At 36.6% G+C, this 17,896-nt stretch carries 15 protein-coding genes; 7 read left to right on the top strand and 8 right to left on the bottom strand.

Features of this window, described 5'->3' with window-relative positions:
- A complete protein-coding gene (locus HHL23_RS01725; RefSeq protein WP_169233108.1) occupies positions 1-903 on the bottom strand; it encodes a TssN family type VI secretion system protein in 903 nt (300 codons plus the stop codon).
- Between the two features lie 54 nt (positions 904-957).
- On the bottom strand, positions 958-1,875 hold the full coding sequence (locus HHL23_RS01720; RefSeq protein WP_228464548.1) for a type VI secretion system baseplate subunit TssG: 918 nt from the start codon (positions 1,873-1,875) through the stop codon (positions 958-960).
- A 399-nt stretch (positions 1,876-2,274) separates the two neighbouring features.
- Between HHL23_RS01720 and HHL23_RS01715 the strand changes: the two genes are divergently transcribed.
- The 7 genes from HHL23_RS01715 to HHL23_RS01685 all read left to right on the top strand — a co-directional run bounded on the left by HHL23_RS01715 (position 2,275) and on the right by HHL23_RS01685 (position 9,630).
- Positions 2,275-3,066: a S1/P1 nuclease gene (locus HHL23_RS01715; RefSeq protein ID WP_169233106.1), complete on the top strand. Its 792-nt coding sequence runs from the start codon at positions 2,275-2,277 to the stop codon at positions 3,064-3,066.
- A 185-nt stretch (positions 3,067-3,251) separates the two neighbouring features.
- On the top strand, positions 3,252-3,776 hold the full coding sequence (locus tag HHL23_RS01710) for a hypothetical protein (protein ID WP_169233105.1): 525 nt from the start codon (positions 3,252-3,254) through the stop codon (positions 3,774-3,776).
- 152 nt (positions 3,777-3,928) lie between these two features.
- The gene (locus HHL23_RS01705; protein ID WP_055859010.1) at positions 3,929-4,795 is read left to right on the top strand and encodes a sigma-70 family RNA polymerase sigma factor; all 867 of its coding nucleotides are present in this window, start codon (positions 3,929-3,931) and stop codon (positions 4,793-4,795) included.
- A gap of 281 nt (positions 4,796-5,076) precedes the next feature.
- Positions 5,077-5,670, top strand: coding sequence for a hypothetical protein (locus tag HHL23_RS01700; RefSeq protein WP_169233104.1), 594 nt, complete (start codon positions 5,077-5,079; stop codon positions 5,668-5,670).
- Between the two features lie 4 nt (positions 5,671-5,674).
- Positions 5,675-6,172 (top strand): GNAT family N-acetyltransferase, encoded by a 498-nt coding sequence (locus HHL23_RS01695; protein WP_169233103.1) that lies wholly within the window; start codon positions 5,675-5,677, stop codon positions 6,170-6,172.
- Between the two features lie 19 nt (positions 6,173-6,191).
- Positions 6,192-7,310, top strand: coding sequence for an FAD-dependent monooxygenase (locus HHL23_RS01690; protein ID WP_169233102.1), 1,119 nt, complete (start codon positions 6,192-6,194; stop codon positions 7,308-7,310).
- Between the two features lie 274 nt (positions 7,311-7,584).
- Complete coding sequence (locus HHL23_RS01685; RefSeq protein WP_169233101.1) at positions 7,585-9,630, top strand: S9 family peptidase; 2,046 nt, start codon at positions 7,585-7,587, stop codon at positions 9,628-9,630.
- Between the two features lie 186 nt (positions 9,631-9,816).
- On the opposite strand, the gene HHL23_RS01680 is transcribed toward HHL23_RS01685, so the two are convergent.
- The 6 genes from HHL23_RS01680 to HHL23_RS01655 form a co-directional block, all read right to left on the bottom strand.
- A complete protein-coding gene (locus tag HHL23_RS01680) occupies positions 9,817-12,600 on the bottom strand; it encodes a multicopper oxidase domain-containing protein (RefSeq protein ID WP_228464547.1) in 2,784 nt (927 codons plus the stop codon).
- Positions 12,601-12,688: 88 nt separating this feature from the next.
- Positions 12,689-13,162 (bottom strand): DUF3347 domain-containing protein, encoded by a 474-nt coding sequence (locus HHL23_RS01675; protein WP_169233100.1) that lies wholly within the window; start codon positions 13,160-13,162, stop codon positions 12,689-12,691.
- Positions 13,163-13,275: 113 nt separating this feature from the next.
- The gene (locus HHL23_RS01670; RefSeq protein WP_228464545.1) at positions 13,276-13,656 is read right to left on the bottom strand and encodes an HYC_CC_PP family protein; all 381 of its coding nucleotides are present in this window, start codon (positions 13,654-13,656) and stop codon (positions 13,276-13,278) included.
- A gap of 188 nt (positions 13,657-13,844) precedes the next feature.
- Complete coding sequence (locus tag HHL23_RS01665) at positions 13,845-16,049, bottom strand: TonB-dependent receptor plug domain-containing protein (protein ID WP_169233099.1); 2,205 nt, start codon at positions 16,047-16,049, stop codon at positions 13,845-13,847.
- 44 nt (positions 16,050-16,093) lie between these two features.
- Positions 16,094-16,903: a 3-deoxy-8-phosphooctulonate synthase gene (kdsA, locus tag HHL23_RS01660; protein ID WP_169233098.1), complete on the bottom strand. Its 810-nt coding sequence runs from the start codon at positions 16,901-16,903 to the stop codon at positions 16,094-16,096.
- A gap of 364 nt (positions 16,904-17,267) precedes the next feature.
- Positions 17,268-17,798, bottom strand: coding sequence for a DUF1697 domain-containing protein (locus tag HHL23_RS01655; protein ID WP_169233097.1), 531 nt, complete (start codon positions 17,796-17,798; stop codon positions 17,268-17,270).
- Positions 17,799-17,896: the final 98 nt, after the last annotated feature.

Here is a 17,896-nt window from a genome sequence, read left to right as displayed (position 1 = left end):
TTATGATTTTTTCAATACTCCTTCTTCCTCATGCTGAATCACTCTTTTGCAGATCACGACTTCATTTTCGGAAATGCTGTTGGTAGAGATATCATGGTCGAAATCAATATATTTTCTAAAACTGAAAAATGATTTTTTGGTGTAAAAAATCCAGTAATAAGGTTCTTTTTCTATATCGGAAAGATGGATGATAGAGTTTGGGTTTTTATGGTTATAATCGTCCACTACTCTATAGAACCAATCCCCGAATGTTACTCCGGTCGGCAGTGTTTTAGCTTTGATTCTAAATCTGTTTGTATCTTCCAGATTTTTGCTTAATTCAACATTCAATACCATCAACCTGTCAAAATCAACCCCTTCAAAATCAGGCAATCTCTGATCAGGAGAATATCTCCATGTCTTATAGATGTCAAAAGGAATACTGATAAACTGAACATAACAGTAATAAAATACCATGGGAACAACGAAGATCACCATACTTGTGGCAGCCATTACAGCATATCCCGCTCCTTTGCTTATCCAGTTAAAAATCAGGGTAAATAAAAATCCGCCAAAAGCAATACAAGTCAATGAAAGTATGGATTCAAACAAAATACTCATTCCTACTGAATCAATATGTTTTCTGAAATATCTGTGCAGTAAATTAACATGAATAATCCCAAAAATAAGATAGAAAACCTGTGCAATAAGGTACCAGTAAGGATTAAAAAGATTTCCGGCAAAACCAAAAATCCCGGGCAGAGCCAGACACAGACTGCAGAGAAGAACATATATAATAATTACTTTAATTTTGATCGCAGGTTTGTTTCTTCTGAGCACGCCCAAAATAAACATCATAATTACCGCGATTAAAGGCATTAAAATATACCTTAAAAAAATACCTTTTACTGAAGAAATTTCCATTAGTTTCTTTTCAAATTTATACTTGGTTGGTCGTTGTAAATATAATAAATTATTTTACAGAAATGTAGAGTATCCGAGACGGCTGGCATTTCTTTCATCATCTTCCAGACTGAATGAATATTCTTCTTTTTCTGTAACAAAATTTTCTTCCACGTCTACCGTTACAGGAAGAAAATAATCATATAAAGCCTGCAAAACATTTCTGAACGGACTTCCTGAAATATATTTTTTCATGTCCGCATAAGGAATGGGGCCAATATTTACCACCCAGTTCCGCTGTCCGTCCATATGTTTTCCGCTTGGAATATAGGTAACCCCTAATTTTGAGTTCCCCAATAACATAGAATCGTCATTCCTTTCTATTCTATCGATAATATTCGGTGCAAAAGTAACTTCTACTGGTACCTGCAGAAAAGCCGTCATACATCTTTCAAACCATCTCTTATTGCCTCTGATCTGATGGAAAAAAGGCAAAATATAGATAAAAATATAAGCATTCTGTTCGTCAAGCATTTTAATAAGAGGCCAGAGCTCGCTCACGGTTTCCAAAAGCGTATCTGTACTGCTTGAAATATCAAACTCGGATTCTTTAAGCAGAGAACTGATTTCTGTAAAAAAAACTTCAAGTTCAAAAGGACGGAAAAACTTCCGGGCATCTTCTTCTACTCTTTTCTGTTTACGGATCTCACGAACGACTGTATCCACATTTTTTCTGGAAGCTCCCAAAGACGGCGGATGAAACAGCCCTTCCGGGAGATAGTCATAAATACCCTCTCTATACGTTTCTATCGTAAAGACTTCTTCATCAAATCCTAAATAACTGCTCGAGATACTTTTGATATCCTTCAGGTAAGCACGGTCATTGATCCCGATCCGCTCTATAAATATATTACTTACCGCACGCTGATATTTCAAAAGATTCACCGCCACGGCTTCAGCTTTGAAGTCGGTCTGCAGTTTATTGTAATACATGTCTACAATATTATTCTCATACATAGTGTTTCCTGTGATTATGACTTGTAAAGATAATATATCTCATAAGTTTGAAAAAATAATTTACCAATAATTTTAGTTTAAAAGTACTAATTTATTAACATTAATGGGGATACTATATGACAAATTCCGTGAAAATACGGTAATACAGCGTTTTTCCAAGTTTAAAGATCAAAATTTTAATATCAAAGCTTCTCCTTGAGACATAGATATTTATAATGCATATCCTTTTAATTTTCGGATTTCGGAGAATTTTATACCGGGTTCCCTTTATTTAGATTAAGTTTTATTAACACATCTGGAATAAGAAATTAATTATAATTGATGGAGGTTCGGAAACCGGACCGTATCTTTGCAGCTTGTAAAATGTTATTTATAATGAAAAGTATTTATTCTAAAATTCTAATTTTAGCATTCATTTCATCTTCACTTTACTCTTTTGCATGGGGCTTAACGGGACACCGTGTGATCGCAGAGATCGCAGAAAACCATCTTTCGGGTAAAGCAAGGAGAGAGATCAAAAAAATAATGGGTAAAGAACGTCTTGCTTATTGGGCAAACTGGCCAGATTTTATCAAATCTGATACCACCGGTGCATGGAAGCAGGCTTCATCATGGCATTACGTAAACATTGATCCACAGGCAGATTTTAAAGCTTTTGACCAAAACCTGAAAATGCAGGCAGGTCCAAGTCTTTATACACAGGTGAACACTTTGTCCAGCCAGATCAAAGACGAGAAAACATCTGAAAAAGACAGAAAAATTGCCCTGATCTTTCTTATTCATATTATGGGAGACCTTTCCCAGCCTCTTCACGTAGGAAGAGCTGAAGATCTTGGTGGAAACAAAATCAATGTTACTTATTTCGGCGATAAAACCAATCTTCACTCTGTATGGGACGGAAAACTGGTAGATTCTCAGAAATACAGCTACACAGAATATGCAAAACTTCTGGACATTAAATCTAAGGATGAAGTGGCACAGATTCAGGCTGGAACTGTAGAAGACTGGTTGTATGATTCTCACAAAATCGCCAATAAGATCTATGCACAGACTCCAAACGATTCAAAATTATCGTACGATTATCAGTACAAATTCAATGAAACCCTTGAAAGACAGCTTCTTTACGGAGGTCTTAGACTGGCAAAATTATTGAACGAATTGTTTTAATGATTGTGGGTTTCCGGTTGCTCGTTAATTAAGTTACTGGTTCCTGATTAACAATTTAAACGATAAAAAGAATTTTTAATTTTTAATTATTCATTCTTCACTATAAAAGCGGGACTTTGGTTTCGCTTTTTTATTCTATTAAAACATTTTTATTTCTTATATTGAAATTTACAAATAGATAGATAATGGAATTACCAAAACAAGAGAAACATTATATAAATACTTACGAATTAAGAAAAAACCTGTTCCGTTTGCTTAACTTATTTAATGGATTTTCTGCTATTCTTGATGATAATGATAGCTTTATTGAAGATTTTAAAACTTCTAAAATATTCCAAGATTACTCCCATTTTTTTGAAGAAGAATTTTCAAAATTAATTTTAGAAATAGCTATACATACTCGTGTTCTTGATGATTCTATTAAAAAAAATAAAGGAAAGGATTTGAGCTCCTATAGTGATATTGAAATGATGGGAATTATTGATAATGTTGAATTCAATTCACCCAGAGAAGCAGTAAATAAAATAATCCACGCAGATTATGTTGGACATGATATAAGACATCATACTGCTAAACCTTCTTATATGCCAAGTCTTCAATTGATTGGTAATAAAGGAAAAAACGAATGGATTGTAGAGATTTTTTTATTACCATTTTGTAAAGTTTTATATGATTTTGCTTTTGACAACAATGTAAAAGTAAACTCCTAACATTAAAATTCTTGAACAAATGTGAGCTCTCTGAAATTATCGAGTGTTATATACAACTTACCTTAAATTTAAAAAATAATTAAAACTGGTGTAACCTTTTTACCCCTTCATACGTATAATATATAGTAACTCTTTTTTGAGGATAATAATAGATGAGACAATTAAAAATCACTAAGCAGGTAACCAACAGGGAAACTGCTTCATTAGACAAGTATTTGCAGGAAATTGGTAAAGTGGAACTGATCACTGCGGACGAAGAAGTAGATTTGGCACAGAAAATACGTGCGGGCGACAGAGCTGCACTTGAGAAATTAATCAAAGCCAACCTTCGTTTCGTAGTTTCTGTATCTAAACAATACCAAAATCAAGGTCTTTCTTTACCCGATTTAATTAATGAAGGTAATTTAGGATTGATGAAAGCGGCAAAAAGGTACGATGAAACTAGAGGTTTCAAATTTATCTCTTATGCGGTTTGGTGGATTCGTCAGTCAATTTTACAAGCTTTAGCTGAGCAGTCAAGAATTGTAAGGCTTCCGTTGAATAAAATCGGCTCCATCAATAAAATTAATAAGGCATACGCTCACCTTGAGCAGGAAAATGAAAGACCCCCTTCTCCGGAAGAATTGGCTGAAGTTCTTGACATGAGTGAGGAAGATATTAAAGAATCTATGAAAAACTCCGGAAGACACCTGTCCATGGATGCACCTTTAGTAGAAGGTGAAGATTCTAATCTTTATGACGTATTGCGTTCAGGAGAATCTCCAAGTCCGGATAAAGATTTGATGCTTGAATCTCTTCAAATTGAGATTGAAAGAGCATTGAATACTTTGACTCCAAGAGAGGCTGATCTGGTAAGATTATACTTCGGATTGAACGGAAAACACCCGATGACTTTGGAAGAAATCGGCGAAACTTTTGATCTTACAAGAGAGAGAGTCCGTCAGATCAAAGAAAAAGCGATTAAGAGATTGAAGCACAATACCAGAAGTAAGATTTTGAAATCTTATTTAGGTAAATAAATTTTAGCGCAAAACAATGTATGCGGAGTCTGTTTTCAGGCTCCGTTTTTTTATTTTTGTATCTATGAATAGTTCGAAAAATTTCACATTGTTATTTAAAACTTTTTCTAAAAATAGACATTAAGATATCTCGAAATAAAGGGAGCTACAGGCTTGGGAAATTTTAAGATCACTTTAAATTTCAAAAACAAAAACTTCGATTTGCATTCGGTTGTATAAAGGGTGTAACATTTTTTAGATTATCTTCAACTAATAAGAAATAAAAAACCAATCTAAAACTTATGAAAAAAATACTTTTTGCTTCTGCACTGGCCTTATCAATACTTTCCTGTAAAGAAAACAAATCCCGAAATGCTCCGCTTGTAGAAAATGCAGTTGATAACGCAGAATCATCTGTTTCAGGTTCTTTGAAAAGCTACCGTAAAAATAATATGATCGATCAAATTTATTCTGAACTGATCAAAAATGATAAAAGCCTGAAGACTCTGGACGACAAGCTGGTAAAACTTAATGATGAAAACAGAAAGGTTCTGGAACTCTATGCTGAAACCCTCCATAAATCCGAATCTTTTTATCTTGATGCACAAAGTCAGGCCGGAACCATTAAAGATTCTCTTCTAAAACAACAGCTTGAAAAAGAAATTAAAGTAAGTTCTGACCAATATGACCTTAAAATAAGCAAAGTGAAAGAACTGATTGCGAAAGTAAATCAAAATAGTGATGATATCAACAATCAATACACTGCTTTTAAAATCAGGAAAACGCTTCCTGAAATCGAAAAATACCAGAATGCACATCCTTTGAAAACAGACAGTCTGGAACATTTCATCAATCAACAGAATCAATTACTGAACGAACTGAAAAATTTGAAATAAAACAATGAACTACACCACAAAATGGCTTTCCGACACCGCCCGGACTGAAGAATTGGTCGACTTTTTTATCACCCATAAAACGGATTCCTACATCTCGCATGGCGAAATTATTTCAGGCAGAGCTTTGGATTCAAACCACTGGAATCCTGACCTTAAAGCGATATTAACCGCACAGTTTGAATCCGGATTTGTTGCTGATCAGAATTCAAAATTAAACATTCTGATTGCTGAAAATGAAGCAGGAAAAATCATAGGAATGCTGGTTTTCAATATTATTAATGGGTTTAAAAATTATGCGGTACTGGAAGATATGCTTTTAGACCATTCCCTCAGAGGACAATCACTCGGAAGCACCCTGTTGGAAAAGGCTGTGGAAGAATCTAAAAACTGGAATATCAGCTTTATGATTCTGGAAAGCGGGCTCAACAACACAGGAGCTCATCATTTTTTCAATAAATACGGATTTAAAAAAGTATCTGAGAATTATATTTTAACGCTTTAAAAACATCAAACCGATTCTGATGAACACCATTTCAATAATAGGCGCCGGAATCGGCGGACTGGCCCTGGGAAATATTCTGAAACAACATCAGTTTGATTGTACAGTCTATGAATCTGCATCGGAAATAAAACCTGTTGGAGCCGGAATTATGATGGCTGTTAATGCCATGCAGATCTTCGACAGACTGGGTTTAAAAGAAAAAATTGAAAATGCAGGAAATAAGATCCATGGGATTTCCATTACCGACGAGTCTTTAAAACCTATCACGAAGACCAGTATTCTTGCCCTTGAGAAAAAATACAATTCCTGTAATGTAGCCATTCACAGGGCTGAACTGCAGAAAATTCTGGCGGAAAACATCGGATACGAACATATTCAGCTCAATCACTCTTTAAGTAAGATTGAAAAGAAAGACAATTACTCCTTACATTTTGAAAATGGAATCCAGGCAGAAAGTAAAATAGTTTTTGGCGCAGACGGGATAAAATCTAAGATCAGAGATCAGATCGTGGGAACAGGAAACATCCGTAGTGCAGGACAGAAATGCTGGCGTGGACTGGCAGAATTTGATTTACCTGAAAAGTTCAATCAGGAAGCCATTGAAATATGGGGAAAGGGAAAGCGCTTCGGTTTTGTGAAGATTTCAGACACCAAGTTGTATTGGTATGCTTTGGTTAATGAAAAAAAGCACAAACGTCATTTGAAACTATGTGATTATTTTGAAGACTTTCACCCTCTTGTTTTGGACATTCTTGAAGCAACTTTAGAAGAAAATATTATTCTTAATGATATTATTGACCTGTCTCCTATTCCTTCCTGGTATTCTGATAACCTGTGTCTGATTGGAGATGCCGCCCACGCAACCACTCCGAATATGGGTCAGGGCGCCTGTCAGGCCATTGAAGACGCTTATGTCATTGGCCAATTATTGGAAAAGAACCAGGATTTTAATGCTGTTTTTCAAGAATTTCAAAAGATTAGAAGAAAAAAAGTTGATTACGTCGTAGACACAAGCTGGAAAATCGGGAAAATTTCTCAGTGGGAAAAGGGAAATACCTTGCGTAATTTTCTGATGCGATTAATTCCGGAAAGCACGAATCAAAAGCTGGCAGAAAAGGTTATTAAGCTTGAAATGTAAGATAGGTAACAAATTGAGAAATTCAAACTTTGAATGCACCATCGTCTGTTTGATTTTTAGAATAAATCTGTTTTCAATCTACTCAATACGTGATGATGATAATATAATACCAAAGCAATTAAATAAGAAAAATTAATCACATTACCGTTATTTGTAGTAAATAAATTGCGCGAATAAATATTCTAAATTAATAATTTACAATCACTTATATTAAAAAAATATTTTTTTCAACTCCATCAGGAAGCGATTTTTTTTCTTATATTTAAATAAAAAAATGAAAAAAATATTTTATTTGCTTCTTTTTATGATAGGATTTCAGACAACACAGGCACAGGAAGTCCCACTGCTGGACAGAGAATTATTTTACGGAAATCCTGAGATTTCTGGCGGACAACTGAGTCCGGATGGAAAATGGATCTCATTCATGAAACAATATGAAGGGATCATGAATATATGGGTAAAAAAGGTGGACGAACCTTTTGAAAAAGCCCGTCCATTAACTGACAGCAAACGTCCTCTGGCAGGATATTTCTGGTCAGAAAACGGAAAATATATTTTGTATGTAAAAGATAAAAACGGGGACGAGAATATGAATATTTTTGCAGTAGATCCTACGCTAAATGTGACCAAAGGCGTTCCTGAGTCTCGGAATTTAACCCCACTTAACGAAGTAACCGCTCAGATTCAAATGGTGAGTAAAAAAGATCCTGATCTGATCATGATTGGACTGAACAACCGCGATAAAGCATGGCATGATCTCTATTCATTAAAAATTTCAACAGGCGAACTGAAAAAGATTTACGAAAATAAAGACCGCATTACAGGGTATGAATTTGATTGGGATGAAAAACTTAGAGTTCTTTCCAAAACAGACGAAAAAGGAACTACCCAGTTTTTATATAAAGAAGGTGAGAAATTAAGCCCTATTTACGAAACATTGGTTACAGAGGGAGCCTATATTGCCAACTGGAATGAAGATAACTCGAAATTCTATCTCGTAACAGATAAAGGAGATCTGGATAAATCAACCTTATTTTTGATGGATCCGAAAACGAAACAAACTACAAAAATCGAAAGTGATCCGAAAGGAAAAGTTGATTTTGGAGGTTTATTTATAGATAGAAATACAAGAAAGATCATTTCGACTTCCTATACCGGAGATAAGACGGATAACTATTGGAAAGACAAGACATGGGAAGCCAACTATAAATTCCTACAAAGCAAATTCCCGGGAAGAGAGATTGATTTTTCAAGCTCTACCAAAGACTATTCAAAATTCTTAATCTCAGTGTGGGGAGACAAATATGCTTCTGAATCTTATTTCTTTGATGCCAAAACCAAAGAATTGATTTTCCAGTATACCCCAAGAACAGAACTAAAAAAAGTTGAAAAGTACTTAGCTTCTATGGCTCCAATCACGTATAAAAGCAATGATGGATTGGATATTCCTGCTTATCTGACGGTGCCTACGGGGTCAACAGGAAAAAATCTACCGGTAGTTGTCCTGGTTCATGGAGGTCCCAAAGGTCCGAGAGATTATTGGGGATATAACTCAACCGTACAGTTTTTAGCCAACAGAGGTTACGCTGTATTACAGCCAAACTTCAGAGCAAGTGGCGGTTATGGTAAAAAATTCAAAAATGGTGGAGACTTACAATGGGGAAAACTGATGCAGGATGATATCACCTGGGGGGTAAAATACCTTATTGACCAGGGAATTGCAGACAAAAATAAAGTGGTCATCATGGGAGGAAGCTACGGTGGTTACGCAACACTGGCTGGTTTGGCGTTCACGCCGGATCTGTATGCCGGAGGAGTCGACATCGTTGGACCAAGTAATATCTTTACCCTACTCGATTCTGTTCCCGCTTATTGGGAATCGGGACGTGCTTTCCTGTATGGAATGGTAGGTGATCCTAAAACTGAAGAAGGTAAAAAGCTTATTCGTGAAGCAAGTCCGTTGTTCAGTGTTGACAAAATTGTGAAACCATTATTGATTATTCAGGGTGCCAATGACCCAAGAGTAAAACAGGCTGAAGCAGACCAAATTGTCATTGCACTTCGTGACAAAGGAAAAAAAGTAAATTATATTCTGGCAGATGATGAAGGACACGGATTCAGAAAACCTGTTAATAATATGGCGATGTATGCTGAAACGGAGAAATTCCTTGCTGAGATCATCGGAGGAAGATATCAGAAAGATATGCCGGAAGCTGTAGCAAAACGTTTAAAGGAAATGACGGTTGATATCAAAAATGTCACTTACAAACCAGCAGAAAAAGTAAAAGAAACTACCGCTTCAGAGAAAGCTTCAAAATAAAACAAAAAGTATTGATTACATTCAGTAGCAAAATAAAGAAAGCCGGTTCATTGCAGTGATGAACCGGCTTTTTGTTTTTTTAAACATAAATGACACAAGTCCTGCATAAACATTAGTGTCTTTCTTATAAAATATTCGTGCTATTTGTGGTTTAAAAAAAAGACTGCCTTATCCGGCAGCCTCTCATTAGTAGGTTAAAGTTAATCCGGCTCCCCAGCCCATTTCATTATCATAATTTCCGGAAACTGACACCCATTTCTGTACAATATATCTCAGTCCTGTTGAAAATTCTCCGTCAGAATTGAAGCTGAAATTTCCTCTTATCCTTCTGGAAATGGGAATATCTTCCCTGCTTAATTCCAGCAATACTTTTCCATTCTGATCAACACTTGCATCTGCGGTAACCAGCATCGGCAACATATACTGCACACCAACCATGAATGCATATTGGTCTTTTGCTGCTTTCTGTTGTCCAAACCAGGTCTTTTTACCACGGAATTTCATTCCCATATCCTCAGTCATCTGTCTCTCCATGATCTCGTGGTTTTTCTGAATTCTGAACCCTGCATAAGGAAGTGCCCACTGGAATTTCCCCAGGAATCTTCCTACTTTCACATTGCCTTCAAAATGATCAAAATCCCAGTTAGAATGAAACTGATTCAGGTTAGCCCATCTTGGCCCAAACATCGTCATGCTCTCTGCATGTACTTTATTGCTTGCTATATCCAGCATTCCCATGGAGCTGATCATTTTATTATCCTTCAGGAAATTTTTCCAGGCTAACTTTCTGTCCGGCAGCTGTGGATTTGGTTTTGAATTTTCATAGCTAAATATTCTTCCCATTCCCGCCATCATATGGTATAAAATATGGCAGTGGAAAAACCAGTCACCGTCCTGATTGGCTGCAAACTCAATCGTATTGGTTTCCATCGGCATGATATCGACTACATTTTTCAGCGGCGAATATTCTCCTTTTGAATTGATCAGTCTGAAATCATGGCCGTGAAGGTGCATCGGATGGCGCATCATCGAATTGTTGTAGATCGTAATTCTCAGGATTTCGCCTTTTTTAACCAGGATCTTATCTGTTTCTGTTACGGTTTTATTATCCAACGTCCAGAGATACTGATTCATATTTCCTTCCAGCGTAAATTTTAACTCTCTTACATTCTCATCCGGCAGAATGGTCTTTTCAGGAGATTTTAAAAGATTGTATGACAGTCTTTTGATCGGTTTTTCTTCTTTCATATCCATCCCCGAATGATTTCCATGTTCAGTGCCTGAATGATCTTCTTCCTTGGTTTTAACGCCCATCATTTCATTCATGTGTTTCATCGTCATTTTTCTCTGGCTTTCAGAAAGTTCAGGATACATCACTTCATTCATGTCCATCATCTGGTTGCCCATCGTCATATTCATAGGCTTCATATTCCCGCTCATTTCCATCATTCCGTTCATCATTTTCATTCCTTCAAACAACAACAGTCTCGGCAGGTTCGAAGCTTCCACTTTTTCACCGGAACCCAGCCATAATGAAGCATGTCCTACCCTGTCTTCCGACGTAGAACGGAATTCAAAACTCTTATTCTCAGGAATTGTGACTTCAATATCATAGGTTTCGGAAACTCCAACAATAAGACGGTCAACTTCTACCGGAACTACATCATTTCCATCGTTTCCAACTACTTTTATTTTTCCGCCACCGTAGTTCAGCCAGAAATATGTGGATGATCCGCCGTTGGCCACTCTCAGTCTAACTTTATCTCCTGCTTTCAGATTAGAATAGTCAGAGCTGGGAAGTCCGTTGATGAGAAATTTATCGTAATAGACATCACTTACATCCATAGCCTCCATTCTTTTCCACTCATTTAAGGCTTTTGTCCCAAAATTTCCGGATTTAATGGCTTCCCAATAACTTTGTACTGCATTTTTTTTAATAGCATACCAATCCGTATTCGCCATGTGGAGCCTTCTTGCGATCTGCATTGGATCTTCATCGCTCCAATCCCCTAGCAGTACCGGAATTTCTTGTGTATAGGAAGGTTTAGGCTCGCCTTCTCTTTTATTGAATACTAAAATACCATTCATTCCAATCTGTTCCTGAAGTGCTTCGTGGGAATGGTACCAATAGGTTCCGTTTTGAGATATTCTAAACTTATACAAATGTGTTTCTCCAGGCGTTACAGGCTTTGTGGTAAGGTATGGAACCCCATCCTGTTCATTGGGAAGAATCACGCCATGCCAGTGCAGTCCCGTATTTTCCTTCAGCATATTGTGAAGGTAAATTTCTGCGGTATCTCCTTCTGTAAAATATAAAGTCGGAGCCTGCAGTTTTCCATTGATGGCAATAGCTCTACGGTTTTTTCCTGTAAAATTGACAATCGTATCTTTTACATAGAGATCATATCTTACTGTTTTCCCCCCGAAAGTTACTTTCCCGTTTTCAGAATTTCTTTTGAATATAGATGGATTTGCTTTCGGCTCTTCTGCAACAACATGCTGATAATTTTCATTTTCTACCAGTTCCATTCCGCATTTCGGGCATTTTCCTGGTTTATCCGAAGTCACTTCAGGATGCATAGGACAGCTATAGAGAGATTTACTTTGAGATTGAGAAGATTGAGGTTGATGCTGAGAATGGGAAGGTTTAGACTTTGTATCAGGCTTATTTCTTCCGGCCTCTTTCATTTTTGGCTTTGCATTCACCTTAGCCTTAGCCTCAGTCTTAACTTTAACCTTATTCATTTTAATTTCTGCAGGCTTTTGTCCTGTTTTCTGCTCTGGCTTTGTCGTAACTTTAGGTTTTACCACAACGGTTTTCCTGACCAGCGTCATTTTGCATTTTGGGCAATCTCCCGGTTTTGAAGATACAACCTCAGGATGCATGGGACAGGTATAATACGTTTTCGTTGTTTGTGCGAAAGTAAAAACAGAGAACAAAAGCACCAGAAATATGATTAGTTTTTTCATAATATTCTGAACTTTTTAAAGATATACAGCTTAAAGTCAATTAAAACTTAAGCTACACAACTTATTGTTTTAAAATTAAATACAATAATTAATTGATTTCTGACTTTACATTTCCGCAAGAAAGCATAGATTTTCCGTAGTATGGATTCGCGATCTGTTTTTCATCGCTTAACCAGCTTGAGTCGGCCATTGGACAATACTGTACGTAAACCGGTTTTTCAGAAAGTTTGAATTCTTTCGTCAAAGCGATCATATTCTCAGAAAGATTAGAAAACGTTTCTCTCTGAGAGGTAATATTTCGGGCATCCGAGATCACTGTGGCATCTTTTCTTAGAATATTAAGATTACCTTCCGAAACTAATTTATAATCAACGGTTGAGGCTGTTTTGATGAATTCTGCAGCTGCTTTTGAAGTTTTGTCGGCATCATCTGAAGCCAAAGCTGATTTAATAGCGATATAGTTCTGATATAATTTTGAAACCTGAGCGTCTTTTTTAGACTGTGCCGAAAGCGAAATAATGGAGAATAGAGATAAGGCTGCTGTAATGATATACTTTTTCATTGTTTTAAATTTTAGAATTAATTTTAGTAAAGAATAATAGAAACGCATCATGCGTTGAACCGTGTTGTCCACGAAGGAATGCTCATCTGAACACTACAGACAACAGACGGATCTTAAATTCTAAAATGACAATGATTGATGTAGATAGGAACCGGCCTGTACTCGGGCGGCCCATTGATTCTGATACGGGTAAATTTTGAAGCTGAAAAAGACTGGTCGGTAAAGAAAAACGGGTGCTGTGTTAAAGTTGGAGCAATCTGGCTTAAAAAATCGATCATCAGCAGATCAGATTTCTGTGAATCATCTACTTTTATGACTTTAACCTCAGTTTTACAACATCCTTTTTTTTCCTTAACGCCACATTTGCCACAGATATCAGTGGTTTTCTGACTTACGGAAACAAACTCTTCCATACAGAAGTGTACGCTGAAAGCTGCTCCGGAAGAAAATCCAAAGTAGAAAACAGAGAAAAATATGGCGAGAATCTTTTTCATTGATAGGACAAAGGTAAAAATATCCCTGAAACCACTGTTATAAAATTCTGTATACTTGTTATAAAATTCAGCCCAATGAAAAAGCTTCTGAATAATTCAGAAGCTTTCTTTATTTTTTAGCTTTTGGTTTGATTAGTTTCTAAGCTGTAGGAAATCCCTACTAACTTCTAATCTCTAGCTTCTAATTTCTATAATTTAAATTCCAGTTTCACATTGAAGAAACGCCCTGTAAGACGTACAGGAACGGGATACATTACATTCGTATTATAATCTGTAATCCACTGGTTGGCCACTGTATTGTTGATATTAAATGCATTGAAAACCTGAACCCCTAAGGTTAATTCTTCAAAGTTACCCCAAAAACCGGAACGATTTTTCTTGTCTTTGGAATCGATGAATACTTTGGAAAGGCCCAAATCTACTCTTTTATAAGAAGGTAATGTTTTCTGATACTGATAAGGATCTGTGAAAACAGGTGCTCCGTTCGGCAGTCCCATAGCGTACACCAAAGTAAGATTGACACGCATGGACGGGAATTTCGGCATATAATCCTGATAGAACATTGCAAATCTGAATCTCTGATCCGTAGGTCTTGGAATATCTCCTCTTCCGTCTATGTTTTCATATACTCTGGCGTAACTTGCAGACAACCAGGAATCTACTCCGGGAACGAATTCCCCGAACAGTCTGGTATCAATTCCATAAGCATAACCTGAAGCATTATTTTTACCGGAATAACGGATTCTCACATTATCCATATAGTAAGGAATCAGATCGTCCATTTTCTTATAGTAAGCCTCTGTAGTCAGTTTAAATGGTCTGTCATACATATAAAACTCGTAGTCGTTGGCAAGAATTAACTGCATGGAACGCTGAGATTTTATATTGGAGTTAAAGTTTCCGTCAAGATCCTTGATTTCTTTATAGAAAGGTGCCTGATAATAAACGCCCCCGGAAAGTTTGAAGAGCATATCGGTATCCCAGTCAGGTTTTATCGCAAACTGGAATCTTGGCGAGAAGATGGTTTCTTTGTTGAAGCTCCAGTTGGAAACTCTAGCTCCGGCATTAACAAATATTTTGCTGGCTCCCCAGTAAAATTTCTGAGAATACTGTGCATAAGCAGAAAGTCTCGAAGGTTCTATATTATTTTTCCCGGCAATATGGTAAAACAAATTAAGATCTCCCGTCCCTCCTGTTCTTGGATCATCTATTGGCCGTGGAATGCTATATCCTGCATTATCAACCAATTTCCATTCATTGGTATTATCATTCAGGTTCTCTTTTTCGTACTTAAAGCCTACTTCTATATCGGTATTGATATTGGGAGAAAACTTGGCTCTGAACTGCGTTCCGTACGTTCTTACATACAGGTCATTTCTTGCATGCTCTATCTGTCCTCCTCCATCAAAAGAAGGATTTGGAGACTGTGTTATAGGATCAAAAGTCTGGATCTCATAACCTGAAGCAATAGAATAATATTCTTTTTCCCTGTTCTGATAGGCAAAACTGTCCAAGGTAAGCTTCCATTTGTCGGACGGCTTATAGTTCATGGAGAAAGTTCCCATCATATTTTTGTACATATCCTGCTCCCGTCCGCCATAGCCAATATTCACTGTAATAGGCTGATTAAGACTTCCGAAAGTGACACTTTTCGCTTTAGGAACCATTTCGTAATCATTCTTGGAATAATATCCAATGAATGACAAGGAGAATTTATCGTTGAAATGATAGTTGATATAGGATTGAAAGTCCCAATACGTAGGGTTGAAATCCGTATCCTCATTCAATGTATTCAGAACAAGATTGGTATTTCTGTATCTGCCTGAAAACAAGGCAGTCAGTTTTTTATTTTTTGAAGCCAGACCCGCTGTCAGTCTTCCACCGATCAAACTTGCTTCTCCTGAAAGTTCAAATTTTTCAGGTTCACGGTAGTAAATATTCAGCGCTGAAGACATTTTGTCGCCATATTTAGGCTCAAATCCTCCGGCAGAGAAATTCACTGCGGAAACCATATCAGGATTGATGATGCTCATTCCTTCCTGCTGCGAATTTCTGATCAGAAAAGGTCTGTAGATCTCAATATCATTGATATAGATAAGGTTTTCGTCATAGTTTCCACCACGCACCATATATTGGGAAGACAGCTCAGTGTTGGAATTTACGGAAGGAAGTGTTTTAAGAAGTCCTTCAATTCCACCACTTATAGAGGCAACACTTTGGGCATCTTTTGCTGAAATCTTGACATTGGTAATGTCGTTCGTTCTTCCAACCACTTTTTTCTGGAAAACGACCTCCTCAATATCGGTTACTTTTTCTGCTGTATCTCTTTTTTTATTTTGAGAGAAAATAAGCATAGGAACCATAAGGCTCAACGGTAAAACTAGTTTTTTCAAAAGAAATATTTTAAGAATTTCTAAAAATAGGGATTTTTTAACAATTACAAAATTGATTCTCTGATTCTTGTTAATTTTTGTAACAAATCTTCCAATAAATCTAATCTTAACATGTTTGCTCCGTCTGATAAAGCGGTTTCCGGTGTAGGATGGGTTTCAATAAAGATTCCGTCTGCTCCTACGGCAATTCCAGCTTTAGCCACCGTTTCTATAAGATCAGGTCTTCCACCGGTAACTCCGGAACTCTGGTTAGGCTGCTGTAATGAATGGGTAACATCCAAAATAACCGGTGCGTACTCTCTCATGGTAGGAATACCTCTGTAATCTACAACCAGGTCTGTATATCCGAAAGAATTTCCTCTTTCGATGATGGCCACTTTTTGGTTATCAGAATCTGTTACTTTCTGAACAGCAAATTTCATGGATTCAGGAGAAAGGAACTGTCCTTTTTTCAAAGTAACACATTTCCCTGTTTCTGCTGCTGCAATCAAAAGATCGGTCTGACGCACTAAAAATGCAGGAATCTGTAACACGTCAACGTATTGTGCAGCCAATGCCGCATGACCGTTTTCGTGGATATCCGTCGTCGTAGGAATATTGAATGTTTCCCCTACTTTTCTAAGGATTTCTAAGGATTTTTCTTCGCCAATCGTTGTAAAAGAATCTACACGGCTTCTGTTCGCTTTTTTAAAGCTTCCCTTGAAAATATAAGGAATATTATATTTGTCTGTTATCTGGATTACTTTCTCGGCTATTCTCAATGCCATGTCCTCACCTTCAATGATACACGGACCAGCAATAAGGAAAAAGTTTTTTGAATCTTTGTGTTGGATATTATCTAAATACTGGATCATTTTTTATTTGAATTAAAAAGTTCAGTAAAAATACTTATAAAGTTTCAGAATCGGAAATTATTTTGGGGGAATAGATATAAGATTCCAGAACCAAGAACCAAGATGATAGACTGTAGATTAGAGAAAAATAATGAAGAGGGGTTGAAGATCAAAAAACATTTAGAATCAAATTATAAAAAAAAATTATATAATCATTAGTACCATTCCGTGAATTTCTGGCTGAGATTATATTTTTCCGCCCACAGATGTCATGGATTACGCAGGTTTTTATCGGTTGGTTTTACCAATAACTTATAACAGCAATCCCACTATAATAGCTGAAATCATCCCTGTAATCTGGGGTAAATAGTATTCTAAGAACGTTTCAAGAGTTCATTTTTTTCAAAATCTTTTCAAAAGTATTGATGTTTCTGCTGGTAAACTGATCTTTAAGACTTTTCTTTCCCAGGACTTTTCCAAATGATGAATCCAGAGTATTTCCTTTTGGAACCTGCCAGTACAATATGTTCTCAATGATTTCAGTTTTTTCGTTTTCAGTTTTAGAAGCCTTTGTAAACTCTTCCATTAAAACAGTTTCCACCCCGGGATTACCTACAAAAGCATACGTGTGCAGATCATCATTTTTTTCAAAAGGAACGCTGTTCCAGAACACTTCCGTTTCTTCCTGAGATCTTATGAATAAAAAAGCTTCATAAGAGAAATGTTCAGACATCGCTTGTTCTAAAATTTTCTTTAAATCTCCAGCATTTTTATCCGAAGAGAAAACAATATTTCCTGAAGCCAGCACAGAACCAACGTCATTCATTCCGGCTTCTTTGAAGACCTGACATACATCAACCATCTTCATATTCGTTCCTTTTACGTTGACGCCGCGGAGAAAAGCACAGTATTTCATATTTTTTTAGGGATTAGATGATAGGTATTAGGTTGCAGGTGAACGAGTTTGAAAGTACTAAGTGTGTACATCTAACTTCCAATTTCTAGTTTCTAACT

The sequence above is a fragment of the Chryseobacterium antibioticum genome, from assembly GCF_012927325.1.
Lineage (GTDB): Bacteria > Bacteroidota > Bacteroidia > Flavobacteriales > Weeksellaceae > Chryseobacterium > Chryseobacterium antibioticum.
The sequence above is the reverse complement of the archived record's forward strand: the minus strand, read 5'-3'. Positions and strand labels throughout refer to the sequence as shown.